The organism is Phenylobacterium sp., from assembly GCF_016793225.1.
Taxonomy (GTDB): Bacteria; Pseudomonadota; Alphaproteobacteria; order Caulobacterales; family Caulobacteraceae; genus Phenylobacterium.
In genome coordinates this window covers 18,646-43,266 of record NZ_JAEUMN010000107.1, presented here as the reverse complement: position 1 = coordinate 43,266, position 24,621 = coordinate 18,646, and the positions used below count along the sequence as shown (strand labels likewise).

General features: G+C 71.6%; 20 protein-coding genes. 6 read left to right on the top strand and 14 right to left on the bottom strand.

What is annotated here, in order from left to right; genetic code table 11:
• Positions 1-88: 88 nt before the first annotated feature.
• From JNK30_RS13185 to JNK30_RS13175, 3 genes are all read right to left on the bottom strand, one after another.
• Positions 89-1,135 (bottom strand): alpha/beta hydrolase fold domain-containing protein, encoded by a 1,047-nt coding sequence (locus tag JNK30_RS13185; protein WP_293482791.1) that lies wholly within the window; start codon positions 1,133-1,135, stop codon positions 89-91.
• Positions 1,136-1,220: 85 nt separating this feature from the next.
• Entirely contained in the window at positions 1,221-2,480 is a 1,260-nt protein-coding gene (locus JNK30_RS13180; RefSeq protein ID WP_293482789.1) for an MFS transporter, read from the bottom strand.
• 162 nt (positions 2,481-2,642) lie between these two features.
• Entirely contained in the window at positions 2,643-3,440 is a 798-nt protein-coding gene (locus JNK30_RS13175) for an SDR family oxidoreductase (RefSeq protein ID WP_293482787.1), read from the bottom strand.
• A gap of 125 nt (positions 3,441-3,565) precedes the next feature.
• Between JNK30_RS13175 and JNK30_RS13170 the strand changes: the two genes are divergently transcribed.
• The 4 genes from JNK30_RS13170 to glcF all read left to right on the top strand — a co-directional run bounded on the left by JNK30_RS13170 (position 3,566) and on the right by glcF (position 8,643).
• The gene (locus JNK30_RS13170; RefSeq protein ID WP_293482785.1) at positions 3,566-5,053 is read left to right on the top strand and encodes an FAD-linked oxidase C-terminal domain-containing protein; all 1,488 of its coding nucleotides are present in this window, start codon (positions 3,566-3,568) and stop codon (positions 5,051-5,053) included.
• Positions 5,053-6,222: a glycolate oxidase subunit GlcE gene (gene glcE / locus JNK30_RS13165; RefSeq protein ID WP_293482783.1), complete on the top strand. Its 1,170-nt coding sequence runs from the start codon at positions 5,053-5,055 to the stop codon at positions 6,220-6,222. The genes JNK30_RS13170 and glcE overlap by 1 nt, the downstream gene beginning before the upstream one ends.
• A gap of 84 nt (positions 6,223-6,306) precedes the next feature.
• Positions 6,307-7,347, top strand: a complete 1,041-nt coding sequence (locus JNK30_RS13160; RefSeq protein WP_293482781.1) for an HWE histidine kinase domain-containing protein — start codon at positions 6,307-6,309, stop codon at positions 7,345-7,347.
• Positions 7,348-7,362: 15 nt separating this feature from the next.
• Positions 7,363-8,643: a glycolate oxidase subunit GlcF gene (gene glcF, locus JNK30_RS13155; protein WP_293482779.1), complete on the top strand. Its 1,281-nt coding sequence runs from the start codon at positions 7,363-7,365 to the stop codon at positions 8,641-8,643.
• Between the two features lie 75 nt (positions 8,644-8,718).
• On the opposite strand, the gene JNK30_RS13150 is transcribed toward glcF, so the two are convergent.
• From JNK30_RS13150 to JNK30_RS13135, 4 genes are all read right to left on the bottom strand, one after another.
• On the bottom strand, positions 8,719-9,807 hold the full coding sequence (locus tag JNK30_RS13150) for an NADH:flavin oxidoreductase (protein ID WP_293482777.1): 1,089 nt from the start codon (positions 9,805-9,807) through the stop codon (positions 8,719-8,721).
• Between the two features lie 108 nt (positions 9,808-9,915).
• Positions 9,916-10,722: a CAP domain-containing protein gene (locus JNK30_RS13145; RefSeq protein ID WP_293482775.1), complete on the bottom strand. Its 807-nt coding sequence runs from the start codon at positions 10,720-10,722 to the stop codon at positions 9,916-9,918.
• Complete coding sequence (locus JNK30_RS13140) at positions 10,719-11,774, bottom strand: SO2930 family diheme c-type cytochrome (RefSeq protein ID WP_293482773.1); 1,056 nt, start codon at positions 11,772-11,774, stop codon at positions 10,719-10,721. Before JNK30_RS13140 ends, JNK30_RS13145 begins: the two co-directional genes overlap by 4 nt.
• Before the next feature lie 15 nt (positions 11,775-11,789).
• The gene (locus JNK30_RS13135) at positions 11,790-13,001 is read right to left on the bottom strand and encodes a parallel beta-helix domain-containing protein (RefSeq protein WP_293482772.1); all 1,212 of its coding nucleotides are present in this window, start codon (positions 12,999-13,001) and stop codon (positions 11,790-11,792) included.
• 118 nt (positions 13,002-13,119) lie between these two features.
• Here JNK30_RS13135 and JNK30_RS13130 point away from each other — a divergent pair, with 118 nt between their 5' ends.
• Positions 13,120-13,539 carry a GNAT family N-acetyltransferase gene (locus JNK30_RS13130; protein ID WP_293482771.1) on the top strand — a complete coding sequence of 140 codons (420 nt, stop codon included), beginning with the start codon at positions 13,120-13,122 and terminating at the stop codon, positions 13,537-13,539.
• Positions 13,540-13,626: 87 nt separating this feature from the next.
• Here the strand turns inward: JNK30_RS13130 and JNK30_RS13125 are convergent, their stop codons facing one another.
• The 3 genes from JNK30_RS13125 to JNK30_RS13115 all read right to left on the bottom strand — a co-directional run bounded on the left by JNK30_RS13125 (position 13,627) and on the right by JNK30_RS13115 (position 18,134).
• Entirely contained in the window at positions 13,627-15,579 is a 1,953-nt protein-coding gene (locus JNK30_RS13125) for a toll/interleukin-1 receptor domain-containing protein (RefSeq protein WP_293482769.1), read from the bottom strand.
• A gap of 7 nt (positions 15,580-15,586) precedes the next feature.
• Positions 15,587-16,756, bottom strand: a complete 1,170-nt coding sequence (locus tag JNK30_RS13120; RefSeq protein WP_293482768.1) for a PEPxxWA-CTERM sorting domain-containing protein — start codon at positions 16,754-16,756, stop codon at positions 15,587-15,589.
• A gap of 265 nt (positions 16,757-17,021) precedes the next feature.
• Entirely contained in the window at positions 17,022-18,134 is a 1,113-nt protein-coding gene (locus JNK30_RS13115; RefSeq protein ID WP_293482767.1) for an S-(hydroxymethyl)glutathione dehydrogenase/class III alcohol dehydrogenase, read from the bottom strand.
• Between the two features lie 68 nt (positions 18,135-18,202).
• Here JNK30_RS13115 and JNK30_RS13110 point away from each other — a divergent pair, with 68 nt between their 5' ends.
• Positions 18,203-19,030, top strand: a complete 828-nt coding sequence (locus JNK30_RS13110) for a phytanoyl-CoA dioxygenase family protein (protein ID WP_293482766.1) — start codon at positions 18,203-18,205, stop codon at positions 19,028-19,030.
• A gap of 316 nt (positions 19,031-19,346) precedes the next feature.
• On the opposite strand, the gene JNK30_RS13105 is transcribed toward JNK30_RS13110, so the two are convergent.
• From JNK30_RS13105 to JNK30_RS13090, 4 genes are all read right to left on the bottom strand, one after another.
• Entirely contained in the window at positions 19,347-20,435 is a 1,089-nt protein-coding gene (locus tag JNK30_RS13105; RefSeq protein ID WP_293482765.1) for an acyl-CoA dehydrogenase family protein, read from the bottom strand.
• Positions 20,436-20,647: 212 nt separating this feature from the next.
• A complete protein-coding gene (locus JNK30_RS13100) occupies positions 20,648-21,853 on the bottom strand; it encodes an acyl-CoA dehydrogenase family protein (protein ID WP_293482764.1) in 1,206 nt (401 codons plus the stop codon).
• A gap of 131 nt (positions 21,854-21,984) precedes the next feature.
• On the bottom strand, positions 21,985-23,187 hold the full coding sequence (locus tag JNK30_RS13095; protein ID WP_293482763.1) for an acyl-CoA dehydrogenase family protein: 1,203 nt from the start codon (positions 23,185-23,187) through the stop codon (positions 21,985-21,987).
• 192 nt (positions 23,188-23,379) lie between these two features.
• Entirely contained in the window at positions 23,380-24,579 is a 1,200-nt protein-coding gene (locus tag JNK30_RS13090) for an acyl-CoA dehydrogenase family protein (protein ID WP_293482761.1), read from the bottom strand.
• Positions 24,580-24,621 lie beyond the last annotated feature (42 nt).

Genomic DNA, 24,621 nt, shown 5'->3' with positions numbered 1-24,621 from the left:
GCATTGTCACCCCGGCTTCCGCGGCAGCGGAAGACCGGGACCCGGTGTTCGCCTGGCGGCGAAACCGGGATGACGGGGCCGTTCCGGCTCAGGCGCCGCGGGCGAAGCGGGCGAGGTCGACGGCGGTGTCGCGGCTGATTTCGGGGCAGGCGATGGAGAAGATCTCGGTCCCGTGGATCGTGCCCATGAGCTGGCGGCAGCGGGCGGGCTGGCCGGCGCGCAGGAGCAGCCGGTAGAAGTTCACGCCCTCGTCGCGCAGCGGATCGCACTCGTTGACGCTGATGACCACCGGCGGCAGCCCGCGCACGTCGGCCTCGGTGGCGAAGCCGGGCCAGGCCAGCGGGTTCTTCGCGTGCAGATGCTCGATTCCGTAGGCCATGGCGCCGCGGTTGTTGTGCAACTCCAGCAGCAGGCCGTTGTTCTCCACCGACGAAGGGTTGTCGGGGTGGGGCCACTGGCCGGCGATGTAGGGGCACAGGGCGTAGAGGCCCTGGATCAGGCCGATGTCGCCGTCCTTCAGCAGCTTCAGCCCGGTGGCCAGCGTGAGGTTGCCGCCCCCGCTCTCGCCGGCGACGACGATGCGGCCCGGGTCGATGTTCAGCGCCTCGGCGTTCGCCGCCACCCACTTCACGGCCGAGACGCAGTCGTTCAGGCCGGCCGGGAACGGCAGCACCTCGGGCGCGGAGGAGGGCCGCAGCGCATTGCGGAAGTCGGGCATCACCACGCAGACCCCGGCGGCGGCGATGATCCGGCCCCAGGACGCGTACATGCCGTTGAAGGCGCTCATGGACTGCATGCCGCCGCCGTGGAGGTAGACCACGCAGGCGAGGCGCTCGGCCGTGTCGGGGCGGATGACCGCGGCCTGGATGGTGTTGCCGTCGGGCTGGGAGACGTAGGTCTCGCGGCGGATGGAGAGCCCGGCGCTCGGCGCGTTGGCCTCGCTGTCGCACGCGTCGAATAGCGCCTGCATGGCGGCCTCGGCGGCCAGCGCCGCGGGGGTGTTGGCCTCGGCGATCAGGGCCTCGCGCGAGGCGATGTCGCCCACAGGCGGCCGGTCGGGCCAGCCGAAGACCGCCTTGATGCGCGGATCGATGCGCGGGTCGCGGGCGAGCTTGGAGGCGGGCACGTCGTTCATGGCGAAGGTCCTTGGCGTGGGTCCTCGGCACCTTCGCAGGGCGACGAAGGGGAAGTCCAGACCCGCGGGGTCGGCGACCGGATCTTCAGCTTCTGAGCTGGAGCAGGCGCGAGCGGGCGGCCACGGCGGCGACGATCGCGCCCATCAGCAGGGCCGGCGCCACGATGGCCAGGCGCGGCCCGACCGCGTGCGCCAGCACGCCGTAGACCACGGCGCCCACCGGCGCGCCGCCCATCTGGCCGAGGGTGAAGATGGACAGCACCCGCGCCCGGGTCTCGGGCGGGGCGTGTTCCTGGACGAAGCCGCGGCCCAGGGTCATGGCGACCCCGCCGCCGAGGCCCCAGGCGAAGTTCAGCGCGCAGAGGGTCCAGAGCGGCATGGGCAGGGCGCAGGCGAGCAGCACCAGCGCGCCGGACGCCAGGGCGGCGAGATAGGCCGCGCCCTTCCGGCGCGGCGCGCCGCGGCGCATCAGCAGCACCGCCGAGACCGTGGAGCCGACCCAGAAGCAGAGCGTGAAGGCGCCGAGGGCGGTAGCGATGGCCGGGTTCGCGCGGCCGTCGGCGGTGTCCGGGAAGTATCCCTGCACGATGAGCGGCAGGAGCACGGAGAAGGCGCCGAAGAAGCAGACGCCCATGCCGATGGAGAGCAGCAGCACCGGGGCGATCACCGGCGAGGCGAGCACGGCGGCGAAGCCTTCGGCGATCTGGCGGCCGAGGAAGCGGAACGGATGGCCTTCGCGCGGCGGCCGCTCACCGCTCGCCCGGGGCCGCATGCGCGTGGCCGCGACGCCCGCGAGCCCCAGCAGGCCAGCCTGGCCCAGGAGCAGCGCCGTCACCCCGATGATCGGCGTCGCCATGGCGAGCAGCATGCCGAGGATCTGCCCCACGAACTGGGCCAGGAAGGCGCCGGAGACGGCGCGCTGGATGTTCGCCGGGTCGGGCGCCACGTGGCTGAGGAGCGCGTCGCGGGCGGGGGTGGCGAAGGCGCCGATCACGCCCACGATCAGGGCGTAGGCGATCATCAGGCCGTAGGTGAGCCGTCCGGCGGCGACGGCGAGGCCGAGCCCCAGGAAGGTGACGGTGGCCGCGACGCAGGCGGCGACGACGATGCGGCGGCCGTCGGCCCGGTCGGCGACGAAGCCCCCCAGCAGGATCAGCAGCGTGGTCGGCAGCTGCAGGCACATCTGGGCCACGCCGAAGCGGACCTCGTTCTCCTGCAGCACCACCCGCACGAGGTAGGGGAAGATGACCATCTGCACGCCGAACGCCAGGAACCAGGCGCCGTGCGCGAAGAGGTAGGCCGGAAAGCCGGCGGCGTTGCGGGCGGTTGCGCCGCTGCTGTTCATCGCCCCACCCCGCTCATGTCCAGGCCGCGAGCACCCGCCCGAAGCGGCATGGCAGGCCGCGGCCCGGCGGACAAGCGCGACGCCGCGGCCGCGTCGCCGCTCCGCCAAATCCGCTGACCGCCAGGCGCCGCGCGGGATGACAGTCTGTTTGAGCCAGACGTCCTATAGCGCGAACGAGAAGCCGCCGTTCACGGGATAGACCTGGCCGGTGATCCAGCTGGACGCGTCGGAGGCCAGGAACAGCACCATGTTGGCCACGTCGTCGGGCTGGCCCGGGCGGCGGATGATGTACTTCTCCAGGGTGCGCTTCAGCCGCTCGGGGTCGCCCTTGAGGGTCCGCTCGACGGCCGGCGTGGCGGTCAGCGCGATGGCCACCGAGTTGGCAGTGATGCCGTAGCGGCCCAGCGAGCGGGCGCAGCTGCGCATGAAGCCGGCCGCGCCGGCTTTGGCGCCCGCGTAGATCTCGAGACCCGCGTCGCCCCAGCGGCTGGCGTCGGAGATGATGGTGACGATGCGCCCGGGGGCCTGGCGCTGCAGCATGCCCGGGATGACCGCCGCGGTGCAGTTCATGACCCCGTACAGGTTGACGCCGATGAAGCTCTGCCAGACGTCGGGGCCTGTCTCCCAGAAGGGCTTGCCCAGTTCGGCCGAGGGGGTCGCGCCCGCATTGCCGGCATTGTTGACCAGGATGCCGATGGGGCCGAGGTCGGCGGACGCCTTGGCCACCATGGCCTTCACCGCCTCGTGGTTCGAGACGTCGCACTGGGCGGCGACCGCCTTGCCGCCGGCGGCGCGGATCTCCTCGGCCACCGCCTCGGCGCGGTCGAGGACGTAGTCGTTCACCACCACGCCGCCGCTGCCGGTGGCGCCGCCCAGGTGCAGGGCGATCTGGCGGCCGACGCCCTGCCCGGCGCCGGTGACGAGGGCCACGCGGCCCGAAAGGTCGAGGATGTCGGTCATGGATGCCTTCCTGCAGGGGTCTGGAGCCGCGCGGGGGCGAGTATTCCGGCCCTGCCGTGGGGTCACGCCAGAGCCTGGCGCCGGCGCGCTGGCGCGGGGTCGAGTCTGCGCCTACGGTCCCGCCCATGAGGATGCCCGCGCCCGACGACGCGCTGATCGCCCGCAAGGCCGAGATCGTCCGCGCCCTGCGCCGGATCGTGCCCGGCGAAGGCGTGGTGTCGGACCCCGCGTCGCTGGTCCCGTTCGAGAGCGACGGCCTGTCGGCCTATCGGCAGACGCCCCTGGCCGTCGTGCTGCCCGAGACGACGGCGCAGGTGTCGCAGGTGCTGCGCTGGTGCCAGGCGAACGGCGTGAAGGTGGTGCCGCGCGGGGCCGGGACCTCGCTGTCGGGCGGGGCGCTTCCGCTGGCCGACGGGGTCGTGCTGGGCCTGTCCAAGTTCAACCGCGTGCTCGAGGTGGACTACGCCAACCGCTGCGCCGTGGTGCAGCCGGGGGTCACGAACCTGGGGGTCACCGCCGCCGTGGAGGCGCAGGGCTTCTACTATGCGCCCGATCCGTCCAGCCAGATCGCCTGCACCATCGGCGGCAACGTGGCCGAGAACTCGGGCGGGGTGCACTGCCTGAAATACGGGCTGACCACCAACAACCTGCTGGGCTGCGAGCTGGTCCTGATGAGCGGCGAGATCGTCCGGCTGGGCGGCAAGGCGATGGACGCCGGCGGCTACGACCTGCTGGGCCTGGTGACCGGATCCGAGGGGCTGCTTGGCGTGGTCACCGAGGTGACCGTGCGCATCCTGCCGAAGCCCCAGACGGCGCAGGCGCTGCTGCTGGGCTTTCCGTCGGTGGAGGCGGCCGGCGCCTGTGTGGGCGACATCATCGCCGCAGGCGTGATCCCCGCCGGCCTGGAGATGATGGACAACCCGGCGATCCGCGCGGCCGAGGCCTTCGTGGGCGCCGGGTACCCGGTGGACGCCGCCGCGCTGCTGATCGTCGAGCTGGACGGCCCCGAGGCCGAGTGCGCCGAGCTGACCGGCCATGTGCGGGCGCTGGCGGCGCAGCGCGGGGCCGACTTCGTGAAGGTGTCGCAGGACGAGGCCGAGCGGCTGGCCTTCTGGGCGGGCCGCAAGGCCGCGTTCCCGGCCGTGGGCCGGATCGCCCCCGACTACTTCTGCATGGACGGCACCATCCCGCGGCGGGCGCTGCCGCAGGTGCTGACCCGCATCGGCGAACTGTCGGCGCAGTACGGGCTGGGCGTGGCCAACGTCTTCCACGCCGGCGACGGCAACCTGCACCCGCTGATCCTGTACGACGCCGACAGGCCGGGCGATCTGGACAAGGCCGAGGCGTTCGGGGCCGATATCCTGAAGCTGTGCGTGGCCGTGGGCGGCGTGCTGACCGGCGAGCACGGCGTGGGGGTGGAGAAGCGGGACCTGATGGGCGAGATGTTCGACGCCACCGACCTCGCCTGCCAGCAGCGCGTGAAGTGCGCGTTCGATCCCGGCCTGCTGCTGAACCCCGGCAAGGTGTTCCCGACGCTGCACCGCTGCGCCGAGCTGGGCCGGATGCACGTACACCGCGGCAAGCTGGCGTTCCCGGAGCTGCCGCGGTTCTGATGCTGGACGAGGCGATCAAGGTCCTGAAGCCCTCAAGCCCCGAGGAGGTCTGCGCCATCGTCGCCGAGGCCGGCGCGGCGGCGCGCCACGTGGAGGTCGTAGGCGGCGGCACCAAGCGGGGCCTGGGCGGCATGGACCCGGTCGATGCGGTGCTCTCGACGGCGCGCCTGGACCGGATCGTGGACTATTCGCCCGAGGAGCTGACGCTGACCGCCCAGGCCGGCGTGCGGATCGCGGACCTGGAGCGGCTGGTGGCCGCCAAGGGCCAGATGCTGGCCTTCGAGCCGCCGCGCTGGACGCGGCTCCTGTCGGCGCTCGGCGAGCCGACGCTGGGCGGGATCCTGGCGGCGAACCTGTCCGGGCCGCGACGCATCCGGGCGGGCGCGGCGCGCGACCACTTCCTGGGCTTCGAGGCCGTGTCGGGCCGGGGCGAGGCGTTCAAGGCCGGCGGGCGCGTGGTCAAGAACGTCACGGGCTACGACCTGATGAAGCTGATGGCCGGGTCGTGGGGCACGCTGGCGGTGCTGACCGAGGTCACGATCAAGGTGATGCCCGCGCCGCGCGCCGAGGCGACCCTGCTGCTGTTCGGCCTGGCCGACGTGCGCGCGAGCGAGGCGATGACCGCGGCGTTGAACGGGCCGTTCGAGGTGTCGGCCGCGGCGCACCTGCCCAGCTTCGCCGCCCGCGCGCGGCCGCTGAAGGCCGAGATGCCGGTCACGGCGCTGCGGCTGGAGGGCTTCGACACGTCGGTGGCGGCGCGGGCCGAGGCGCTCTACGGCGCGCTGAAGGGCTTCGGCCGGATCGACGAGCTCTCGGGCGCCCACTCGGCCGAGTTCTGGGGCCAGATCCGCGAGGTCGAGGCGTTCGCGGGCGACCCGCGGCCGCTGTGGCGGCTCTCGCTGCCGCCGGCCTCGGGCTGGAAAGGGCCGCACGGGCTGCCGGGGGACGCGCTCTACGACTGGGGCGGCGGCCTGGCCTGGCTGCTGACCGAGGAGCCGGCGGCGAAGGTGCGGGCGGTGGCGGCGGGCCTCGGCGGGCACGCCCTGCGGCTGCGCGGCGGCGAGGCCTTCGGCCCGCGGGAGGGCGCGCTGGGCGCGCTGCAGGCGCGCGTGAAGGCGGCGTTCGATCCGCTGGGCATCCTCAATCCCGGGCGCATGGAGGGCGCCTGAATTCGAAAACCTGTGCTATCTGGCCCGGCCCCCCGGGACGAGCGCCGACATCGGCGCGGATGCAAGGAAAGCCCGCCGACGGACATGAGCAGCGACGCCGCTTCCGAACTCGACGACCTGCGGCGACTGGACACCGACCTCGTGGAGCGGGGCGTGCTGCTCAACGACCTGATGTCGGCCAGCCACGACTGCGTGAAGCTGATCGACCGGGAGGGCCGGCTGCAGTTCATGAGCGAGGGCGGCCGCCGGGTGATGGAGGTCGACGACTTCGCCCTCCTGCGCGGCGTGTACTGGCCCGACAACTTCCCTGAGCCGGGGCGCACGGCGGCGATGGCCGCGCTCGCCGCCGCCGCCGCGGGCGAGGTGGGCCGCTTCCAGGCCGAGGCGCCGACCGCGAAGGGGACGATGAAGTGGTGGGACGTGATGGTCTCGCCGATCCGCAGCGGCGACGGCCGTGTCGGACACCTGCTCTCCATCTCGCGCGACATCACCGACATGAAGCGGATCGAGGCCCAGCACGCGCTGCTGGTGCAGGAGCTGCAGCACCGTGTGAAGAACACCCTGAGCGTGGTGCAGTCGCTGGTCCGCCAGACCCTGCGAGCCGCGCCCGATCCGCAAGCCGCGACGGCGCTGATCGACGAGCGGCTGGCGGCGATGGCCGAGGCGTACGAGCTGCTCTTCGCCGCCCACTGGCAGTCGGCCCCGCTGCGCGCGCTGACCGAGGCGACGCTCCGGGTCCCGCGCATCGACCCGGCGCAGGTGGAGCTGGAGGGGCCGGACCTGATGCTGGCGAGCGGCGTGGTGCTCGGCTTCACGCTCGTGCTCTACGAACTGGCGACCAACGCCATGAAGTACGGCGCGCTCACGTCGCCCGGCGGCCGGGTCTCCATCTCGTGGCGTCCGGAGGGATCGAAGCTGATCGTCGACTGGGTCGAGAGCGGGGGCCCGCCGGTCGCGGCCCCGCAGCGCCTGGGCTTCGGGTCGCGGCTGATCCAGACGGCGCTGCGGGGCGCGGGGCGCAAATCCGAGGTAAGCTACGCGCCTGATGGCCTGCGCTGGAGATTCGAGTCGCCCCTCGAGGGCCTTGCGGCCGACGTCCCGCCGCCGGCCGGTCCGGCCGCCTGACACGCGGGGCCGCGCGTGAGGACGGCGTTCACCCCGGCGCAGCTCGCCGATCCGAAGACGGCTGCGTCCGCCGCCGCCATCCGTACCTGCGTGCACTGCGGCTTCTGCACGGCGACCTGCCCGACCTATGTGCTCACCGGCGACGAGCGGGACAGTCCCCGGGGCCGGATCGAGCTGATCCGCGAGATGCTCGAGCACGGCGGCCCGCCGGCGCCGTCCACGGTGACGCATATCGACCGGTGCCTGTCGTGCCTCGCCTGCACGACGACCTGCCCCTCGGGCGTCGACTACGCGCAGCTGATCGACCATGCGCGGGCGCACATCGAGGCGAACCATCGCCGGCCGTGGTTCGAGCGCACCCTGCGGGCGCTGATCCCGGCGGTGCTGACCAACCGGACGCGCCTGCGCTGGGCGTTGCGGCTGGGACGGCTGGCGCGGCCGCTGGAGCCGGCGTTCGCGCGGCTGAAGCTCGCGCCCCTGGCGGCGCTGCTTCGGCTCGTGCCGGCGCGGGTCCGGGCCGCGCAGGCGCCTCAGCCGCCGCGCGGCAAGACCCGCGGGCGGGTGATCCTGCTGCAGGGCTGCGTCGAGCCTGCCATGACGCCGCAGGTCCGCGCCGCGGCGATCCGGCTGATCACGCGGGCTGGCTACGAGGTGATCCTGGCCGAGGGCGAGGGGTGCTGCGGGGCGATCTCCGAACACCTGGGCCGCGCCGACGAGGCCCGGGCGATGGCGCGGGCCAACCTGGCCGCCTGGGCCCGCGCGGGACGGGTCGACGCCATCGTCACCACGGCGGCGGGCTGCGGCACGGCGCTGAAGGCCTACGGCCGGCTGCTGGGCGAGCCGGGGGCGGGCGCCGCGGCCCAGGCCCGGGACGTGCTGGAGTTCATCGCCGAGGCGGGCCTGCCCGAGGTGGTCCGCATCCGCCGCCCGACGGTGGCCTACCACGCGGCCTGCTCGCTGCAGCACGGCCAGCAGATCAAGGCGGCGCCGCCGCGGCTGCTGGCCGAGGCCGGCTTCGAGGTGCGTCCCATCGCCGAGGGCCACCTCTGCTGCGGCTCGGCCGGGGTCTACAACATCCTTCAGAGCGAGATGGCCGGGCGGCTGCGCGACCGCAAGGCGGCGAACATCCTCGCCACGGGCGCCGAGGTGCTGGCCGCGGGCAACGTGGGCTGCATGGCGCAGCTTTCGCCGGCGGTGGGCATGCCCGTGGTGCATCCGGTCGAGCTGCTCGACTGGGCGACCGGCGGCCCGATGCCAGCCGCCATCGCCCCCACGGCCGTACGGCCCCCCGAATAGGCCGCCCCCGGGCGCTTCTCCCTCGCTGTCATCCCGGTTTCCGCGCAGCGGAAGACCGGGACCCCTACGCGCTGATCAGGCCTCGACGGTCTCCGGCGCCTGAACGAAGCCGGGCCAGGTGGACATGTAGGTGACGAAGGCCGGGCCCAGGCCCTCGTTGCGCAGGTGCTCGGCGGTGACCGGCAGCGGCGCGGGCGTGAAGGCCGGGTCGCGCGACCGCTCCGGGAAGTCGTGATGCAGGATCGCGGCGCGGCCGATCAGGACGAAGTCGGCGCCGTCGTCCAGCATCTTCGCGGCGATGGCGGGCGAGGTCACCTTGCCGGCGACGCCCAGCCGGACCTGGCCGCGGTCCAGCGCGGTGAACCAGCTCATCAGGCTGCGGCCCTGGAACTCGGGCTCGACCGGCTCCTTGGCGACGTCCCACAGGCTCATGTCGAGGTAGTCGATCTTGCCGTCGCTGAGGATCGCCTGCGCGGTCTCGAGGATCTCGGCCAGCTTGAGGCCGAAGCGCTCGGGCGACAGGCGCAGGCCGAGCTGGAAGTCCGGGCCGGTGCGGGCGCGCACGCCGTCGAGGATCTCGCGGACGATCCGGGCGCGGTTCTCCACCGAGCCGCCGTAGCGGTCTTCGCGCCGGTTGAGCTCGGGCGAGAGGAACTGGGCCAGGATGTAGCCATGGGCCCCGTGGATCTCCACACCCTCGAAGCCGGCCCGCTCGGCGCGGACGGCGGCGGCGACGAAGTCCTCCACCAGCTGCTCCACCTCGCCCAGGGAGAGGCCCCGCGCGCCGGTCTCGGGATCGTCGGAGGGGCAGACGGGCGTGCCGACCAGGTCCTTCGGGCTGCGGTTGCCGGCGTGATGAAGCTGCACGGACGAGACGCTGCCGGCGGCCTTGATGCCGGCGGCGAGGCGGGTCAGGCCTTCGAGGTGCTGGTCGCCGAAGATGCCCAGCTGGCCCGGAAAGCCCTGGCCCACCGCCTGGACGTGGGCCGCGCAGGTCATGGTCAGGCCGAAGCCGCCCTGCGCCCGCATGGTGAGCCACTTGTACTCGTCGTCCGAGAGGCGGCCGTCGGGATGGCTCTGCAGGTTGGTGAGCGGGGCCAGCATGAAGCGGTTCTTCATGGCGGGGCCGTGGGCGAAGGACAGCGGCGAGAAGAGGTCGGCCAAGGCGAAGCTCCGGAAGTGCGTGGCTGCGAGGGTTAGCGGGGTTCCGCGGCGTCCGGCAAACCAGCCTTTCTGCAAGCGCCGTCAGCCTGGAGGCCGCCCTGCGCCGGTTCAGCCCGCCGCGGGACCCGGGGCGGCCAGGAAGATCGGGCCGCCGATGACGTCCGCGCGGCCGACGTCCACGCGGCGCAGCGCGGTGATCTGCATCACCGGAGGCGCCCCTTCGACGCGGCCGAGGCGCGAGCCCTGGGGAACGGCGAGGCGCGGCCGCAGCTCGGCCGGCAGGTTCCGCAAGGCGCGTGCGATGTCCGGTCCGGTGGCCTGGAAGGGCAGCGGTTCGTCCAGCTCGGCCAGCGGCCGGCAGTAGAGGCCGACCGCCACGGCCTGGCGGGGCCCGCGGACGAAGGCGTAGCCGCCGTGGGAGTGGCTGGCGCGCAGCAGGTTGGCCCAGTGCCCCGGGCTTCGCCGCCAGGTGCGCAGGAAGTGGTCGGCGCCGACCGGGGCACCCGAGTGGTAGCCGATGTTCTCGGACGGAGAGCCTATGGTGCGGCGGGCGAGCAGCCAGAAGCGATGACTGGGGTCGAACCCCTCGGGGGAGAGGTGCTCGACGTAGCCCCGCCGCGCGAGGTCGCCGGCATGCGCGCGGGCCGCCTGGGCGAGGTCCTCGTGCCATTCGAGCGGAGGCGCGCCGGCCGCGCGGCGCGCGGCGTTGCCGAGGTCGAAGGCCGCGCGGGCGGCCGTCTGGTCGAAGCGCCCGCCGCCCGCGTCGGCCATGCGGGCGCGAAGCCGCGCCTCGTAGGCGCGCCAGGCGGCCACGTCCGTGGCGGGCGGGGCGGCGTCGCGGATCCCGTCGGCCGCGGCCGGAACGGCGAACGTGGCGAGGCCCGCGGCCAGCGCGGCGCGCCGGGTGACCCTCATGAGGCCGGCATGGCGGCGATCCACTCGCGGATCAGGCGGACGCCCTCGTCATGGACGAGCGAGCGCCCCAGTTCGGGCATCATCACGCCGGGCTCGTTCGAGGCCATGCGGAACGCGAGGATCGAGGCGTCCGGCCGCCCGGGCGCGATGCCCACGCTCAGCCCGCCCGAGCCGCGGCCGGCCGCCACCGGCCCCTTGCCGACGCCGAGGTGGGAGGGCCGCGTCTCCTCCACGTTGAGGAAGAGGCCCGAGTTGGACGCGATGGCGCGCGGCTGGTGGCAGTGGGCGCAGTTGGCGTCGAGGTAGGCGCGCGCCCGCGCCTCGAGCGGCTCGGCCGGGTCGTCCCAGCGTACGGTGCGCGGCGCCCGCCCCGGCGGCGGCGCGCCGGCCAGCAGGCCCTGGCGGGTCCAGTGCGCGAGCTGGTTCTCCGGGCCGGTGGCGTAGGCGAAGTCGCCGTTGAGGTTGCGCGCCTTGGGCCCGACCGGTTGCAGCGTCCTGTCGAGCTGGTGGCACTCCTTGCACTGGTTCTGGTTGGGGACGGCGTAGTCGATGCGCCGCTGCGCGCCCTGGCCGTCGGTGAACGCGACCTCGAAGCGCGCGCCGGCGCGCTTCAGCACGGCCTCGGTCTGCTCGGCGTTCCAGACGTAGGCCAGGGCGACCCAGCCGTCCGCCTTGCGCACCAGGAGCCGCGTCTCGAGGTAGCGGACCTGCTGGTCCGGGCGCCGCAGGTCGGCCGGATAGGCGAAGGTCTTCACCAGGGCGGCGCCCACCGGGAAGTCGAAGACGCCGTCGGCGCGGTAGCGCGCCTTGGCCCCCGGCGGCAGGTAGAGGTAGCGGAACTTCTCGGCGTAGTCGGTGAACAGCGGCGTGTTGAGGGCGTAGGGCGTGACGCCCCCGTTCGGCCGCCGGCCGGCAGCGTCGGCGAACAGGCGGTAGTCGCTGAGCCTGGGGGCGGGCGCTTCGGCCAGCAGCGCCTCGAGCGCGACCGGCTCGGGCTTCGGGGCGGCGCCGAGGCTGGCCAGCGCCGCGAGAAGGGCAAGACCCAGACGCATCACACCGGATCGGACTCAGGCGCCAAGGTCGGCCTGCGTCTTGGGCAGCACGACGGCCTTCGGCTCGGCGACGTGCACGTCGCCCACGGTGGGCGTGATGGCGGGCTTCGCGGCCTCCACCTGCCCCGGCGCCGGGAGGTTGAGGTTCAGCACCGGGCCGTCCGAGATGCGGACCTTGGCGACGCCCGGGCTCTGGGCGTGGGTGGTGACCCCGTCCCACATGATCGGCGGGACCTTGCCGCCCAGCATGGCCTTGATGACCTGCCCGCCGCTGAACTGCGGGTCCCAGGCGTTCCGGCCCAGCTGGTTGTCGCGCACCACGATGTCGCGGGGCAGGGGATTGTAGGCCTTGTCGTCGAACTTCTGGGTGTAGCTGACCAGCATGACGGCGGCGGTCTGGTTGCCGTCGATGCGGTTCTCGAAGACGTGCACGTCGCGGTTGGCCATCACCATGATGCCCGCGCCCACGGGGACGCCGGCGACGATGTTGCCCTTCGGCGCGAAGTTCGGCGTGTCGTTGTCGACCACCTGGTTGCGGAACACGCGGTGCGAATGGCCGCCCATGACCGGCAGGTTCGGCAGGTCGAACACCAGGATGCCGCCGGTGTTGCGGGTGACCACGTTGTCGAACACGTCGGCGTTCATCGAGTTCTCGATCTCGATCCCGGCGACGTTGAACTCGGCGCGGCTGCGCTTGACCACGATGTTCTTCGACTGCCCCACGTAGATGCCGGCGTCGGACGCGCCCCGCACGAGGGTCCGGTCCACCAGCACGTTGGAGGATGAGACCGGATAGACGCCGTAGGCTCCGTTGGTCTCCTTCGGGCCGCCGGTCCACTCGACGCGCACGTTGATGAAGCTGATCTGGTCCGAGCCCTTCGACTTCAACCCGTCGCCCTTGGTGTCCTCGACGGCGAAGTCGCGCAGGGTCACCCGGTCGGACGTCACGAGCAGGCCCTCGCCCGCGCCCTTCTGGCCCTTGAAGGAGAGCACGGTCTTGTCGGGGCCCGCGCCCTTCACCACCACGTCGTCGACGTCCAGCGACAGGCCGTCGGTGAGGTCGTAGCGGCCTGCGGCGAGTTCGACGACGTCGCCCGGCTTGGCGTCGAGCAGCGCGGTCTGGATGCGCTCCTGGGCGTCGGGGCCCGGGGTGACGGTGAGCGTCTTCGCGCCGGCGGCGCCCGCAAGCGCGGTGGCGGCCAGAAGGGCGATGGCGAAACGGGTCATGGATCCGGCCTCCCTCGGGGCCCCGGCCTTCGCGTCGGTGAGACCGGAATTGACGCCCCGTTCAGGTTTGGACCCTGCCGCTGTTCACAAGCCGGTGGCAACCCTTAAGGTCGCGGCCATGGAAACGAAGATCGTGCGCGTCGGGCCCGCGGACGCCGGCCTCCTGGACCGGGTGGCGCAGGATGTCTTCGACGAGGACATCTCGCCGGCCTTCCTGGCGGGCTACCTGGCCGACGACCGGCACCTCATGGTGCTGGCGATGGCCGACGGTCAGGTGGTGGGCCAGACCCGCGGGATCGTGCACCTGTCGCCCGACCAGCCGCCGGGGCTCTACATCGACAACATGGGCGTGACGCCGGCCCTCTGGCGGCGCGGAATCGGCGGACGGCTGCTCGACGAACTGCTGGCGTGGGGCCGCGAGCGCGGCTGCGCGTACGCCTGGCTCGGCACCGAACTGGACAACGTCGAGGCGCGAGGCCTCTACGAGAGCCGCCGGTTCAAGGGGACCGAGATGGTGGTGTACGAACTGGAGGACTGACCGCTCCTCCTCCCGCTGCCATCCCGGTTTCGCCGCGGGTGAAGACCGGGACCCACAGACTCCGTGCTTCCCGAACGTGCGCGGCGATCAGAGCCGCGCCTGGCGCGAGGTCCCCAGGGCGCCGCATTCGGCCGCCATCTGCCGGGTGAAGCTGGCGTTCGCCCCCAGGGTCTTGCGCAGGATGTCGATACCCGCCGCGCAGTCGACGCGCGCCTCGCCCATGCGGCCCGCGCGCGCCAGCACCTTGGCCCGGTTCACCAGCAGGTCGCCGTGGTTGGGGTGGATCTCGCCGTAGCTGCCGTCGTAGTTCCGCTTGGCGTCGGCCAGGGTGGCCAGCGCCGCCTCGGTGCGGCCGGTCTCGCTCTCGATCAGCGCCAGGTACACGTCGGCGATGCCGATCAGGTAGTGCGGCTGGCCCTCGAAGGCCTTGCGGTAGATGGACACCGCCTCGCGGAGCGCCCGCTCGGCCTCCGCCAGCTTCCCGCGGCCCTGCAGGATCTGGCCCTGCATCGACAGCGTGTCGGCCAGCAGGGGGTTGTCGCCGTCCAGCACCACGCGCTGGATCTTCAGCGCCTGGGCGATCTCGCTCTCGGCGCCCTCCAGCTTCCCGGCGTTGAACGAGTTCTGCGCCAGCGCGAACCAGGCGCGGCCGGTGAGCAGGTGGTTCTCGCCCGAGGCGCGGCGGAAGATGGCCAGCGACTGCTTCAGCGACGCCTCGGCCTGGTCGAACTGGCCGTCGTCCGAGAGCAGCAGGCCGCGGTTGTTGTAGGCCACCGCCATGTCGCGCGGCGAAGCGTCGGGCGCGACCCGATAGAACGCCAGCGCGCGGTCGAAGGCGGCGACGCCCGCCTTCACGTCGGACCGCGAGGTAGCGATCCGCCCCTCGGTCAGCGCGGCCTGCGCGCGAAGCTCGGGGTGGTCCTCGGGGTCCGGGCCCAGCAGCGCCACCGCCTGCTTCACGGTGGCCGCCGCCTTGTCCAGCGCGCCCTGGCGCACATAGGTGGCCGAGAGCACGAGCAGCGCCTCGGCGCCGTCCGGGCCGGCCTTGCGGATCGCCGGCAGCGACGACTCCACCGCGGTCTTCGCCTCGCCCAGCAGGCCGAGGTTGTTGTACGCGCGGCCCAGAGTCGCCAGCAGCCGCACCTGGATCTCGGGCTGGTTGGCCAGTTCGGTGCGCGCCCGCTCGGCGCTTCGGCCCAGGATGGTCAGGGCGGTGATGGTGCGCGGGTTCTCGGTGGCGGGGTTCGACAGCTCGAAGGTGCCGACCAGGTAGTCCGAGGCGGCCCGGGCGGCGGCGCTCTCCTTCTCGGCGATCAGGCGCTGCCGGTCGGCCTCGATGCGCTGGAAGTTGGCGTAGACCGCGAGGCCGCCGGTCACGACCATGCCGGCCATGGCGCCCGAGGCCACCATCATCAGCCGCTGGTTCCGGCGCTGCGCCTCGCGCTGCACCAGCTCGTCCAGCCGCAGGCCGGTCAGGCCCGCGATCAGCTTCATCTGCGCCAGGCGCTTGCCGTCGCCCTCGGGCCGCATGTCGGCCGCGATCGGTTCGGCCGGGACGTCCGAGAGCTGGCCGTCGGGCCCCAGCTTGAAGCGCAGGCTGAGCGGGAAGCACTCCTCGTCCTCCTGGCCCGGCGTGTTCGAGGCGTAGGGCGTGCCGTCGACGATCAGGGCCAGCACCCGGCTCTCGCCGTGCATGCGCTTGAAGCTGAGGATCTCCTGCATCACCCAGTGCGACTTGGCCGAGGCGCGGCTGCAGATGACGATCAGGAACATCGACCGCTGCAGGGCCGACATCAGCTCGCCGCCGAGGTCGGCCGACGCCGGCAGTTCGTCACGGTCGCGGAAGATGGGGGACGGACGGGCGGGCGCGGGCCCGATCGGGGTCTCCTTGCCCACCAGCTTCTTCGGAATGCGGTAGGCCTCCACCGTGCGGTGGAGCCACGCCGCGTGCTGCTTGTCGCGGTGACTGTAACTTATGAAGGCCCGGTAGGCGCGACCGCCTTGCGACGGCGCGCCCCCGGGCGACTCTGTTTGCGTCATGCCGACGCTAGATATGCGCCGGAATGCGACGGCGCCGCAACGCCGCTCCCATCGCGCCGAAGCCGAGGATCATCAGGGCCCACGTGCCGGGCTCCGGCACCGCGCCGCTCGTGCTGGAGTCGTAGGTCAGCACGCCGTTGCGGAACACCGGCAGCGAGAAGCGGGCCGGCGAGAAGTTCAGGCCCTGGATCAGCCCGCCCGGCAGGTCGTGGAACGGCTCGGCGTCGAAGCCGCCCAGGCCGCCCGGCATGTTGCCGAACGACATGCCGGCGCGGAGGTCGCCGCGGAGCGCGTCGATCCCGCCGCCCCGGCCGATGGGATCACCGAAGCCCGAGTAGGCCACCAGGCAGATCTCGCTCGTCATGCCCATGCAGTCGGTGTTGGTGATGCTGAACACCGAGGTGCGGTACTCGATGGTGTGCTCGCCGGGCAGCAGCGACAGCAGCACCGGGGTGGCGTCCCAGCCGAACGCGATGGCCGAGGTGTCGGTCGGGTCGGTCTGCCGCGCGAAGCCGTTCAGCGATCGCGCGCCGGTGGCCTCCACCAGGAAGTCGCCCTCGTAGAAGGCCTCCTCGCCCAGGGCGTCGACCACGCAGTAGCCGTCGCAGCCCAGCGCGTTGCGCGCCAGCGCCAGGAAGCCCGACAGGGTGTAGAGCGTGTCGCCGTTGTCCAGGATGTCGAACTGGAAGCCGACGGCGCCGATGATCCCGTTCGTCTCGCCGGGCGCGTACAGGTCGGACAGCTGCGCCACGTGGTGCGAGACCTGGACGCAGCTGTTGGTGAAGAGGCAGCCGCCGCTGGTGTCGGCCAGGTACATGCCCAGCCCCTGGGGCGTGATCTCCGAGTGGAACGCCACCGGCGCGTCCTCGGAGTTGAGGAAGTCGAAGCTCACCGTCGAGAACGACTGGAACGAGCTGAAATTCCCCTCGGACGTCGAGTTCGAGCTCTCGAAGAAGATCGACGAGGGCCCAATGTTCACGAACGAGTTGTAAGCCGCCCCGCCGGTCGAGCCCGGGGCGTTGCGCAGCACGCCCTCGCCGCCCGGCAGGTCGATGTTGTTGTTGCAGACGGAGGACACGCACTCCCCGCTGCCCGGAACGTTCGCCCGCGAACCCGCGGTGGCGTTGATGTTGCTGATCGAGCTGGCCGCCGCCGACGTCGCCGTCAACAGAGCCACCGAAGCGACCGCTAGGAACAAGCTACGCATGTGTCATGACCCCCAGACAGCGGGCCGCCCCGGCGCCTCCATGGCCCGTGGCGGCGTTAAAGCCTGGCTAACCAGATACCACGGCGTGCTGGGGACCCGACGGGATTCTTCTGTGAGTTGTGTAACATGGTTAACGGCGCCCACCTCTTGGGCGCTCGGCGGAGCGGGTCCGGAGCCGGCGCGGGACCCGGGATCCTGCGGCGCCCCGCGAACGGACGTACTACTTCTGCGGGTCCTAATAGACCACGACGGTGCGGATGCTCTCCCCGGCGTGCATCAGGTCGAAGGCCTCGTTGATGCGGTCCAGCGGCAGCCGGTGGGTGATCATCGGGTCGATCTCGATCTGGCCGTCCATGTACCAGTCCACGATCTTCGGGGTGTCGGTGCGGCCCCGCGCGCCGCCGAACGCCGTGCCCTTCCAGACGCGCCCGGTGACCAGCTGGAACGGCCGGGTGGCGATCTCCTTGCCCGCCTCGGCCACGCCGATGATGATGCTCTCGCCCCAGCCGCGGTGGCAGGCCTCCAGCGCCTGGCGCATGACCGTCGTGTTTCCCGTGGCGTCGAAGGTGTAGTCCGCGCCGCCGTCGGTCAGCTCCACCAGGTGCGCCACCAGGTCCTTGTCGCCCAGCCGGTGCGGGTCGACGAAGTGGGTCATGCCGAACCTGCGGCCCCATTCCTCGCGCTTGGGCTGGATGTCGACGCCCACGATCTGGCTCGCGCCCACCATCTTCAGGCCCTGGATCACGTTCAGCCCGATGCCGCCCAGGCCGAACACGATGCAGCGGCTGCCCGGCTCCACGCCGGCGGTGTTCACCACCGCGCCCACGCCCGTGGTCACCCCGCAGCCGATGTAGCAGGCGGTGTCGAACGGGGCGTCCTTGCGGATCCTGGCCACCGCGATCTCGGGCAGCACGGTGTAGTTCGAGAAGGTCGAACAGCCCATGTAGTGGTGGATCGTCTGGCCCTTGTACGAGAACCGGCTGGTCCCGTCGGGCATCAGGCCCTTGCCCTGGGTCGCCCGGATCGCCGTGCACAGGTTCGTCTTGCGGGAGAGGCAGCTTTTGCACTGCCGGCATTCCGGCGTGTAGAGCGGGATCACGTGGTCGCCCACGGCCACCGAGGTCACCCCCGGCCCCACCTCCACCACCACGCCCGCGCCCTCGTGGCCCAGGATCGACGGGAAGATGCCTTCCGAATCCAGCCCATCCAGGGTGTAGGCGTCGGTGTGGCACACCCCCGTCGCCTTGATCTCGACCATCACCTCGCCGGCGCGCGGGCCTTCCAGGTCCAGCTCCACGATCTCGAGCGGCGTCTTGGCCGCGAAGGCGACGGCGGCGCGGGTCTTCATGCGTGGGTCCTCGACTCGGCTGGCCGCGCAGCATTTACCTATGCCGACAGCAATGTGAAGCCGCCCCCATGGACGATCCCGGCCCCCTCGAACGCACGGCCCCGCGCCGCCACCCGCAGAGCGAGGGCTTCGAATGGCGCCCCGCCCGTCCCGAGCCCGCGCGCCGCCTGTCGCCGGCCGCGATCGACGGCTTCAACCGCGACGGCTTCTGTGTCGTCCGCGGCGCCTTCACCCCCGCCGAGATCGCCGCCGTCGCCGCCGAGATCGACCCGATGGAGGCCGCCCACGCCGAGTTCGCCCGCGCGCGCGGCGGCCGCGTGCGGCTCACCGACGCCGAGGCCATCACCTTCACCCTGCACCTGGTGAAGCGTTCCCCGGTCCTGCGGGCCTTCGCCGCCCATCCGGCGATCAAGGACATCGTCCACGACCTCATCGGCCCCGACGTGCGCCTCTACTGGGACCAGGCCGTCTACAAGAAGACCGAGAAGCCGCAGGATTTCCCCTGGCACCAGGACAACGGCTACTCGTTCGTCGAGCCCCAGCAGTACCTGACCCTCTGGATCCCGCTGGTCGACGTGGACGAGGCCAACGGCTGCCCCTGGATCGCGCCCGGCCTGCACCGCCTGGGCACGCTCGAGCACCGCCCCACCGACATCGGCCTCGTCTGCCTGGACGCCGCGCCCGACGCGGTGGCCGCCCCCGCGCGGATCGGCGACGTCGTGGTCTTCTCCTCCCTCGCCCCGCACCGCACCGGCCCGAACCTCGGCGACGCCGTGCGCAAGGCCTACATCCTGCAATACGCCCCCGACGGCGCCGTCGTGGTCCTCCCCGACGGCCAGCGCCTCCCCCAGACCGACCCCGACCGCCAGTTCTTCGTGCTGCAGGGCGGGCGCTAGGCCACCTGCCCCCCACCCACGCCAGACCCGGACGCCCTTCCTCTCCCGCCGAGCGGGAGAGGGGGACCGCCCGCCGAAGAGCGGGGGGTGGAGAGGGAAAGCTTCAGTCCCGACGCCATGCTGCAGCGAGCCCATCCGCCCTGCCGGCCGCCTGCCCTTTCCACCATCCGCTCTCCGGCCGGCCTGCGCCGGCGTCGGCGGACGGTCCCCCTTTCCCGCGAGCGGGAAAGGAAGACGAGAGCCCCTCCCCCAGGAACGAAAACCCCGCCGGTCTCTCGACCGACGGGGCTCCGTCAACTCGGCGATGTCGGGGCGATCAGTACCCCTGGATCCGCGCGTAGCGGTCGCGGTGGAACGCCTGGTTCCCGTAGGCCGCCTCGGCCGCGCGGGCGCGCTTCAGGTAGAAGCCCGCGTCGTGGGCGTCGGTCATGCCGATGCCGCCGTGCATCTGCACCATCTCGTTCGAGATCAGGTGGAAGGTGTCGCCCATCTTGGCCTTCGCCAGGCTGGCCAGCTCGGGCACGTCGGGCGAGTCCGCGTCGATGGCCGCCAGCGCCGCCTCGACGGCCGAGCGCGACAGCTCCAGCTCGGTGAACATCTTGGCCGCGCGGTGCTGCAGGGCCTGGAAGCTGCCGATGACTTGGCCGAACTGCACGCGGGTCTTCAGGTAGTCCAGCGTGGTCTCGAAGGCCTGCGTGGCGGCGCCCAGCATCTCGGCGGAGATGCCCGCCCGCGCCCGGTCCAGCACCTTCTCGAGCAGCGCCGCGCCGCCCGAGAGCTTCTCGGCCGCCGCGCCGTTGAACTCGACATTGGCCGCCCCGCGGCTGTCGGCGAGCGACAGCTTCTGGCGCGACACGCCCGGATCGTCGGCCTTCACCAGGAAGAGCTCGACCTGGCCGTTCTCCTTGGCCGAGACCACGAAGACGTTGGCGGCCATGCCCTCCAGCACGAAGGTCTTCTTGCCGGTCAGCTTGCCGCCCGAGACGGTCGCCTCGACCTTGTCGGGCCGGTGGTGCGGGCCCTCGTCGACCGCCAGGGTCGCCACGGCCGAGCCGTCGGCGATCTTCGGCAGCCACTCGCCCTTCTGGGCGTCGTTGCCGCCCAGGATCAGGGCCGAGGCCGCGGCCAGGCCCGAGGCGATCAGCGGGGAGGCGGTGAGCGTGCGGCCCAGCTCCTCGAGCACCAGGCCCAGGCTCAGGTAGCCGAAGTTCGAGCCGCCGTACTCCTCGGGGATGATCACCCCGGCCCAGCCCATCTCGGCCATCTCGTTCCAGGCGGCCACGTCGTAGCCCAGCTCGGCCCCGCTATCGCGCATCTTGCGGAAGGCGGTGACGGGCGACTTCTCCTGGACCCAGCTCTTCGCCGAGTCCCGCAGCATGCTCTGTTCTTCGGTCAGTACGGCCATGTCTTTCCTCGTGAAATTCTGTGCGTTTTCAATAAAGTCCGCCGCCGGCGCGGCGACCAGAATAATTTCGACCACGGACCACACGGACCACACCGACAATCGACATGCCGCTGGCAGGACCGCGCGCCGTCGGCGCGCCTCCACTCAAGTTTCCCGCGGCTGGTCCTGTCACGCGTTCGTCCGTGTTGTCCGTGTGGTCCGTGGTCAATCCATCACTTCGCTTGCGTAAGGTCAGGCAAGCCCAGGATGCGCTTGGAGACGATGTTCGACTGCACCTCCTGGCTGCCGCCGAAGATCGTGAAGGCCTTGCCGTAGAGCCAGGCGCGGACGATCTCGAGCTCGGACTTGTCGAAGGCCTCGCCCTCCCAGCCCAGGCCCTGGTGGCCCATGATCTCCAGCGTCAGCTCGTGGCGCTCCTGGGCGATCCAGGTGCCGGCGTTCTTCATGATCGAGGTGGCGGCCGACGGACCGGAATTGCCCCGGCTTTCGGCCATCACGCGGAACGCGGTCTGCTGGAAGACCTTGGTCTCCATGGCGTTGCGGATGATCCGGTTGCGCAGGTCCTGGTCGTCGATGCGGCCTTCCTCGTCCACGCCCACGTACTTCTTGGCGAGGTCCGAGAGCGAGGGGCCCATCATGCCGCCGCCCATGCCCGAGATGCCGCTGCGCTCGTGCTGCAGCAGGCGCTTGGCGATGGTCCAGCCGCCGTTCAGCGGGCCTACCAGGTCCTTCTTCTCGGCGCGCGCGTCGGTGAAGAAGGTCTCGCAGAAGGGCGCCTGGCCGTTGATCAGGACGATCGGCCGCACCTCGACGCCCGGCTGGTGCATGTCGATCAGCACGAACGAGATGCCCTCGTGCTTCTTCGACGGGTCGGTCCGCACCAGGCAGAAGCACCAGTCGGCGTACTGCGCGCCGCTTGTCCACACCTTCTGGCCGGTGATGGCGAAGTAATCGCCCTTGTCCTCGGCCTTCGTCGACAGCGCCGCGAGGTCGGAGCCGGCGCCCGGCTCGCTGAACCCTTGGCACCACTGCAGGTCGCCGCGGCAGATGGGCGGGATGTGCTCGTTCTTCTGCGCCTCGGTGCCGTATTCCAGCAGCGTCGGGCCGAACATCATGACGCCCATGCCGCCGATGGGGTTGTAGGCGCCGGCCCGGGCGAACTCGCCCTGGATCACGCGCGCCTCGGCCGGCGAGAGCCCGCCGCCGCCGTAGGCCTTCGGCCAGGTGGGCGTGCCCCAGCCCTTCTCGCCGACGGCCTTGCGCCAGGCTTCCTGATCGGCCGTGGGCTTCTCGGCCCGGCCTTCGCCCGCCATCGGGTTGGGCTTGCCCTTGAGCGAGGCGGGGAAATTCGCCTCCACCCACTCGCGGACCTCCTTGCGGAAGGTGTCGAGATCCGCACCGCCACCAAAATCAGCCATCGGAAATATCCGTCCTCGCTAAAATCTCTGACCGTCATCCCGCGGCTTGTCCGCGGGACCCATCGTTCCGCCGCGCTCGGCCTCGGCATGGATCCCGCGGACAAGCCGCGGGATGACTGGAAAGCTCGACATTACCCCTTCTGCGTCGCCTCCGGCAGTCCCAGGATGCGCTTCGAGATGATGTTGAGCTGGACCTCCCAGGACCCGCCCGCGATCGTCCCGCTCTTGCCGCGCAGCCAGGCCCGCGTGGCGCCCAACTCGTCCGCGTGGAACGCCTCGCCCGTCCAGCCCAGGCCCTGGTGCCCCAGGAGCTCGACGGTCAGCTCGGCCTTGTCCTGCCGCACCTTCGAGCCGACGTTCTTCAGCACCGAGCTGGCCGCCGACGGTCCCGAGTTCGACCGCGCCTCCTCGGCCGCGCGCCGGCCGGTGAGCTGGAACGCCCGCTCCTCCATCAGGTGCTCGGTCAGCCGGCGGCGCAGGTCGGGGTCGGCCAGCCGGCCGGTGTCGTCGAGGCCCACATAGGCCGCCGCCTTCGCCGCGATGGGCCCGCCCGGCGTCACGCCCGGGGCGCCCGTCTGGTTGGCGCCCGAGATGCCCTGCCGCTCGTGCTGCAGCAGCCGCTTGGCGATGGTCCAGCCGCCGTTCAGCGGCCCCACGAGGTTCTCCTTCGGAACCTTCACGTCGGTGAAGAAGGTCTCGCAGAAGGGCGTCGTGCCGTTGATCAGCAGTATCGGCCGCGTCTCCACGCCGGGAGAGCGCATGTCGATCAGCAGAAAGCTGATGCCTTCATGCTTCTTCGTGTTGTCGGTCCTGACGAGGCAGAAGCACCAGTCGGCCGTATGGGCTCCGCTTGTCCAGATCTTCTGGCCGCTGACAAGCCAGTGATCGCCCTTGTCTTCCGCCTTGGTCTGTAGCGACGCCAGATCACTGCCCGCGCCGGGCTCCGAGAAGCCCTGGCACCAGCGCAGGTCGGCGCGGACGATCGGCGGGATGTGGCGCTGCTTCTGTTCTTCGTTGCCGTACTCCAGCAGCGTGGGCCCGAACATCATGACGCCCATGCCGCCGATCGGATTGTAGGCCCCGATGGCGGCCAGCTCCTCGGCGATGACCCTCGCCTCCGCCCGCGACAGCCCGCCGCCGCCATAGGCCTTGGGCCAGGTGGGCACGCCCCACCCCTTCTCGCCCATGGCCCTGCGCCACGCGTCCTGATCCGGCGTCAGCTCCCGCCCCTCCGGAGGCGCCTGCCCCTTCAGCGACGCGGGGAAGCTGGCCGCCAGCCAGTCCCGGACCTCGCCCCGGAACGCCGTCAGATCAGGTCCGCCGAAGTCAGCCATGCCCAGCTCCTCCCTGTTCCCAGCCCATCGTCGCCGCTGCCCGTCGTCATCCCCCTCCCCCGGCTCGTCCGGGGGATTGTCCGGGGGACCCATTGGGCTGTGAGTCGAAGGCGACGGATGGCGGCGCCCCGCACTCTAACCGTCACCTCACAGCCCAGTGGATGGCCCGGACAAGCCGGGCCATGACGGATGTCACACCGCCTGCGTCGTGTCCGGCAGGCCCAGGATCCGCTTCGAGACGATGTTCGACTGGATTTCCTGGCTGCCGCCGAAGATGGTCCAGGCCTTGCCCGACAGCCAGTTGCGCACCGCCTCCAGCTCGTCCTTGTCGAAGGCCTCGCCCTCCCAGCCCAGGCCCTGGTGGCCCATGATCTCCAGCGCCAGCTCGGCCCGCTCCTGGCCGATCCAGGTGCCGGAGTTCTTCATCACCGAGGTCGTCGCCGAGGGATTCACGTTGCCCTTCGACTCCTCGATGGCGCGGACGATGGTCAGCGCGTGGGCCTTGGCGTTCATCTGGTTGGCCACGACCCGCGAGCGCAGGTCCAGGTCGGCCAGCCGGCCCTCGTCGTCGAGGCCCACGTACTTCTTGGCGAGGTCCGAGATCGAGGCGCCGCCGGTCATCCGGCCGCCGCCCTGGCCCGAGCGCTCGTGCTGCAGCAGGCGCTTGCCGATGGTCCAGCCGCCGTTCAGCGGCCCGACCATGTCGTCCTTCTCGGCCCGCGCGTCGGTGAAGAAGGTCTCGCAGAAGGGCGACGACCCGGCGATCAGCCGGATCGGCCGCGTCTCGACGCCCGGCTGGTGCATGTTGATCAGGACGAAGCTGATGCCTTCATGCTTCTTCGAGGTGTCGGTTCGAACAAGACAGAAGCACCAGTCGGCGTATTGCGCTCCGCTTGTCCAGATCTTTTGGCCGTTGATCTTCCAGTGATCTCCGGCGTCCTCGCACTTTGTCTGCAGAGACGCCAGGTCAGACCCTGCGCCGGGCTCCGAATACCCTTGGCACCAGCGGATTTCACCACGAACGATGGGCGGAATGTGCCGCTGCTTCTGTTCCTCGGTGCCGTATTCCAGCAGCGTCGGGCCGAACATGGAGAGCCCCATGCCCACCATCGGGTTGTAGGCCCCGATGCGCTCCATCTCCTGCTGCAGCACCCGCGCCTCGGCCGGCGACAGGCCGCCCGCGCCGTACTTCTTCGGCCAGGTCGGCGTGCCCCAGCCCTTCTCGGCCATGCGCTGCTTCCAGAGCAGGTGGTCGCCCTCGGGCTTGAAGCCGCCGACCATGGCGCGCTCGCCGGCGCGCCGGTCCTCGCGCAGCGACTTCGGATAGTTCTCCTCGAGCCACGCCCGCGCCTCGGCGCGGAACGCGTCCAGGGCGCCGCCGGAATCCGCCATCGCCGTTTCTCCCTATTCGCGGCTTCTCGTACCGCTTCTTCT

Coding starts and splice junctions, on each gene's coding strand:
- JNK30_RS13185 (WP_293482791.1), bottom strand. CDS start 1,135: ATGAACGACGTGCCCGCCTCCAAGCTCGCCCGCGACCCGCGCATCGAT.
- JNK30_RS13180 (WP_293482789.1), bottom strand. CDS start 2,480: ATGAACAGCAGCGGCGCAACCGCCCGCAACGCCGCCGGCTTTCCGGCC.
- JNK30_RS13175 (WP_293482787.1), bottom strand. CDS start 3,440: ATGACCGACATCCTCGACCTTTCGGGCCGCGTGGCCCTCGTCACCGGC.
- JNK30_RS13170 (WP_293482785.1), top strand. CDS start 3,566: ATGAGGATGCCCGCGCCCGACGACGCGCTGATCGCCCGCAAGGCCGAG.
- glcE (WP_293482783.1), top strand. CDS start 5,053: ATGCTGGACGAGGCGATCAAGGTCCTGAAGCCCTCAAGCCCCGAGGAG.
- JNK30_RS13160 (WP_293482781.1), top strand. CDS start 6,307: ATGAGCAGCGACGCCGCTTCCGAACTCGACGACCTGCGGCGACTGGAC.
- JNK30_RS13145 (WP_293482775.1), bottom strand. CDS start 10,722: ATGAGGGTCACCCGGCGCGCCGCGCTGGCCGCGGGCCTCGCCACGTTC.
- JNK30_RS13140 (WP_293482773.1), bottom strand. CDS start 11,774: ATGCGTCTGGGTCTTGCCCTTCTCGCGGCGCTGGCCAGCCTCGGCGCC.
- JNK30_RS13135 (WP_293482772.1), bottom strand. CDS start 13,001: ATGACCCGTTTCGCCATCGCCCTTCTGGCCGCCACCGCGCTTGCGGGC.
- JNK30_RS13130 (WP_293482771.1), top strand. CDS start 13,120: ATGGAAACGAAGATCGTGCGCGTCGGGCCCGCGGACGCCGGCCTCCTG.
- JNK30_RS13125 (WP_293482769.1), bottom strand. CDS start 15,579: ATGACGCAAACAGAGTCGCCCGGGGGCGCGCCGTCGCAAGGCGGTCGC.
- JNK30_RS13115 (WP_293482767.1), bottom strand. CDS start 18,134: ATGAAGACCCGCGCCGCCGTCGCCTTCGCGGCCAAGACGCCGCTCGAG.
- JNK30_RS13110 (WP_293482766.1), top strand. CDS start 18,203: ATGGACGATCCCGGCCCCCTCGAACGCACGGCCCCGCGCCGCCACCCG.
- JNK30_RS13105 (WP_293482765.1), bottom strand. CDS start 20,435: ATGGCCGTACTGACCGAAGAACAGAGCATGCTGCGGGACTCGGCGAAG.
- JNK30_RS13100 (WP_293482764.1), bottom strand. CDS start 21,853: ATGGCTGATTTTGGTGGCGGTGCGGATCTCGACACCTTCCGCAAGGAG.
- JNK30_RS13095 (WP_293482763.1), bottom strand. CDS start 23,187: ATGGCTGACTTCGGCGGACCTGATCTGACGGCGTTCCGGGGCGAGGTC.
- JNK30_RS13090 (WP_293482761.1), bottom strand. CDS start 24,579: ATGGCGGATTCCGGCGGCGCCCTGGACGCGTTCCGCGCCGAGGCGCGG.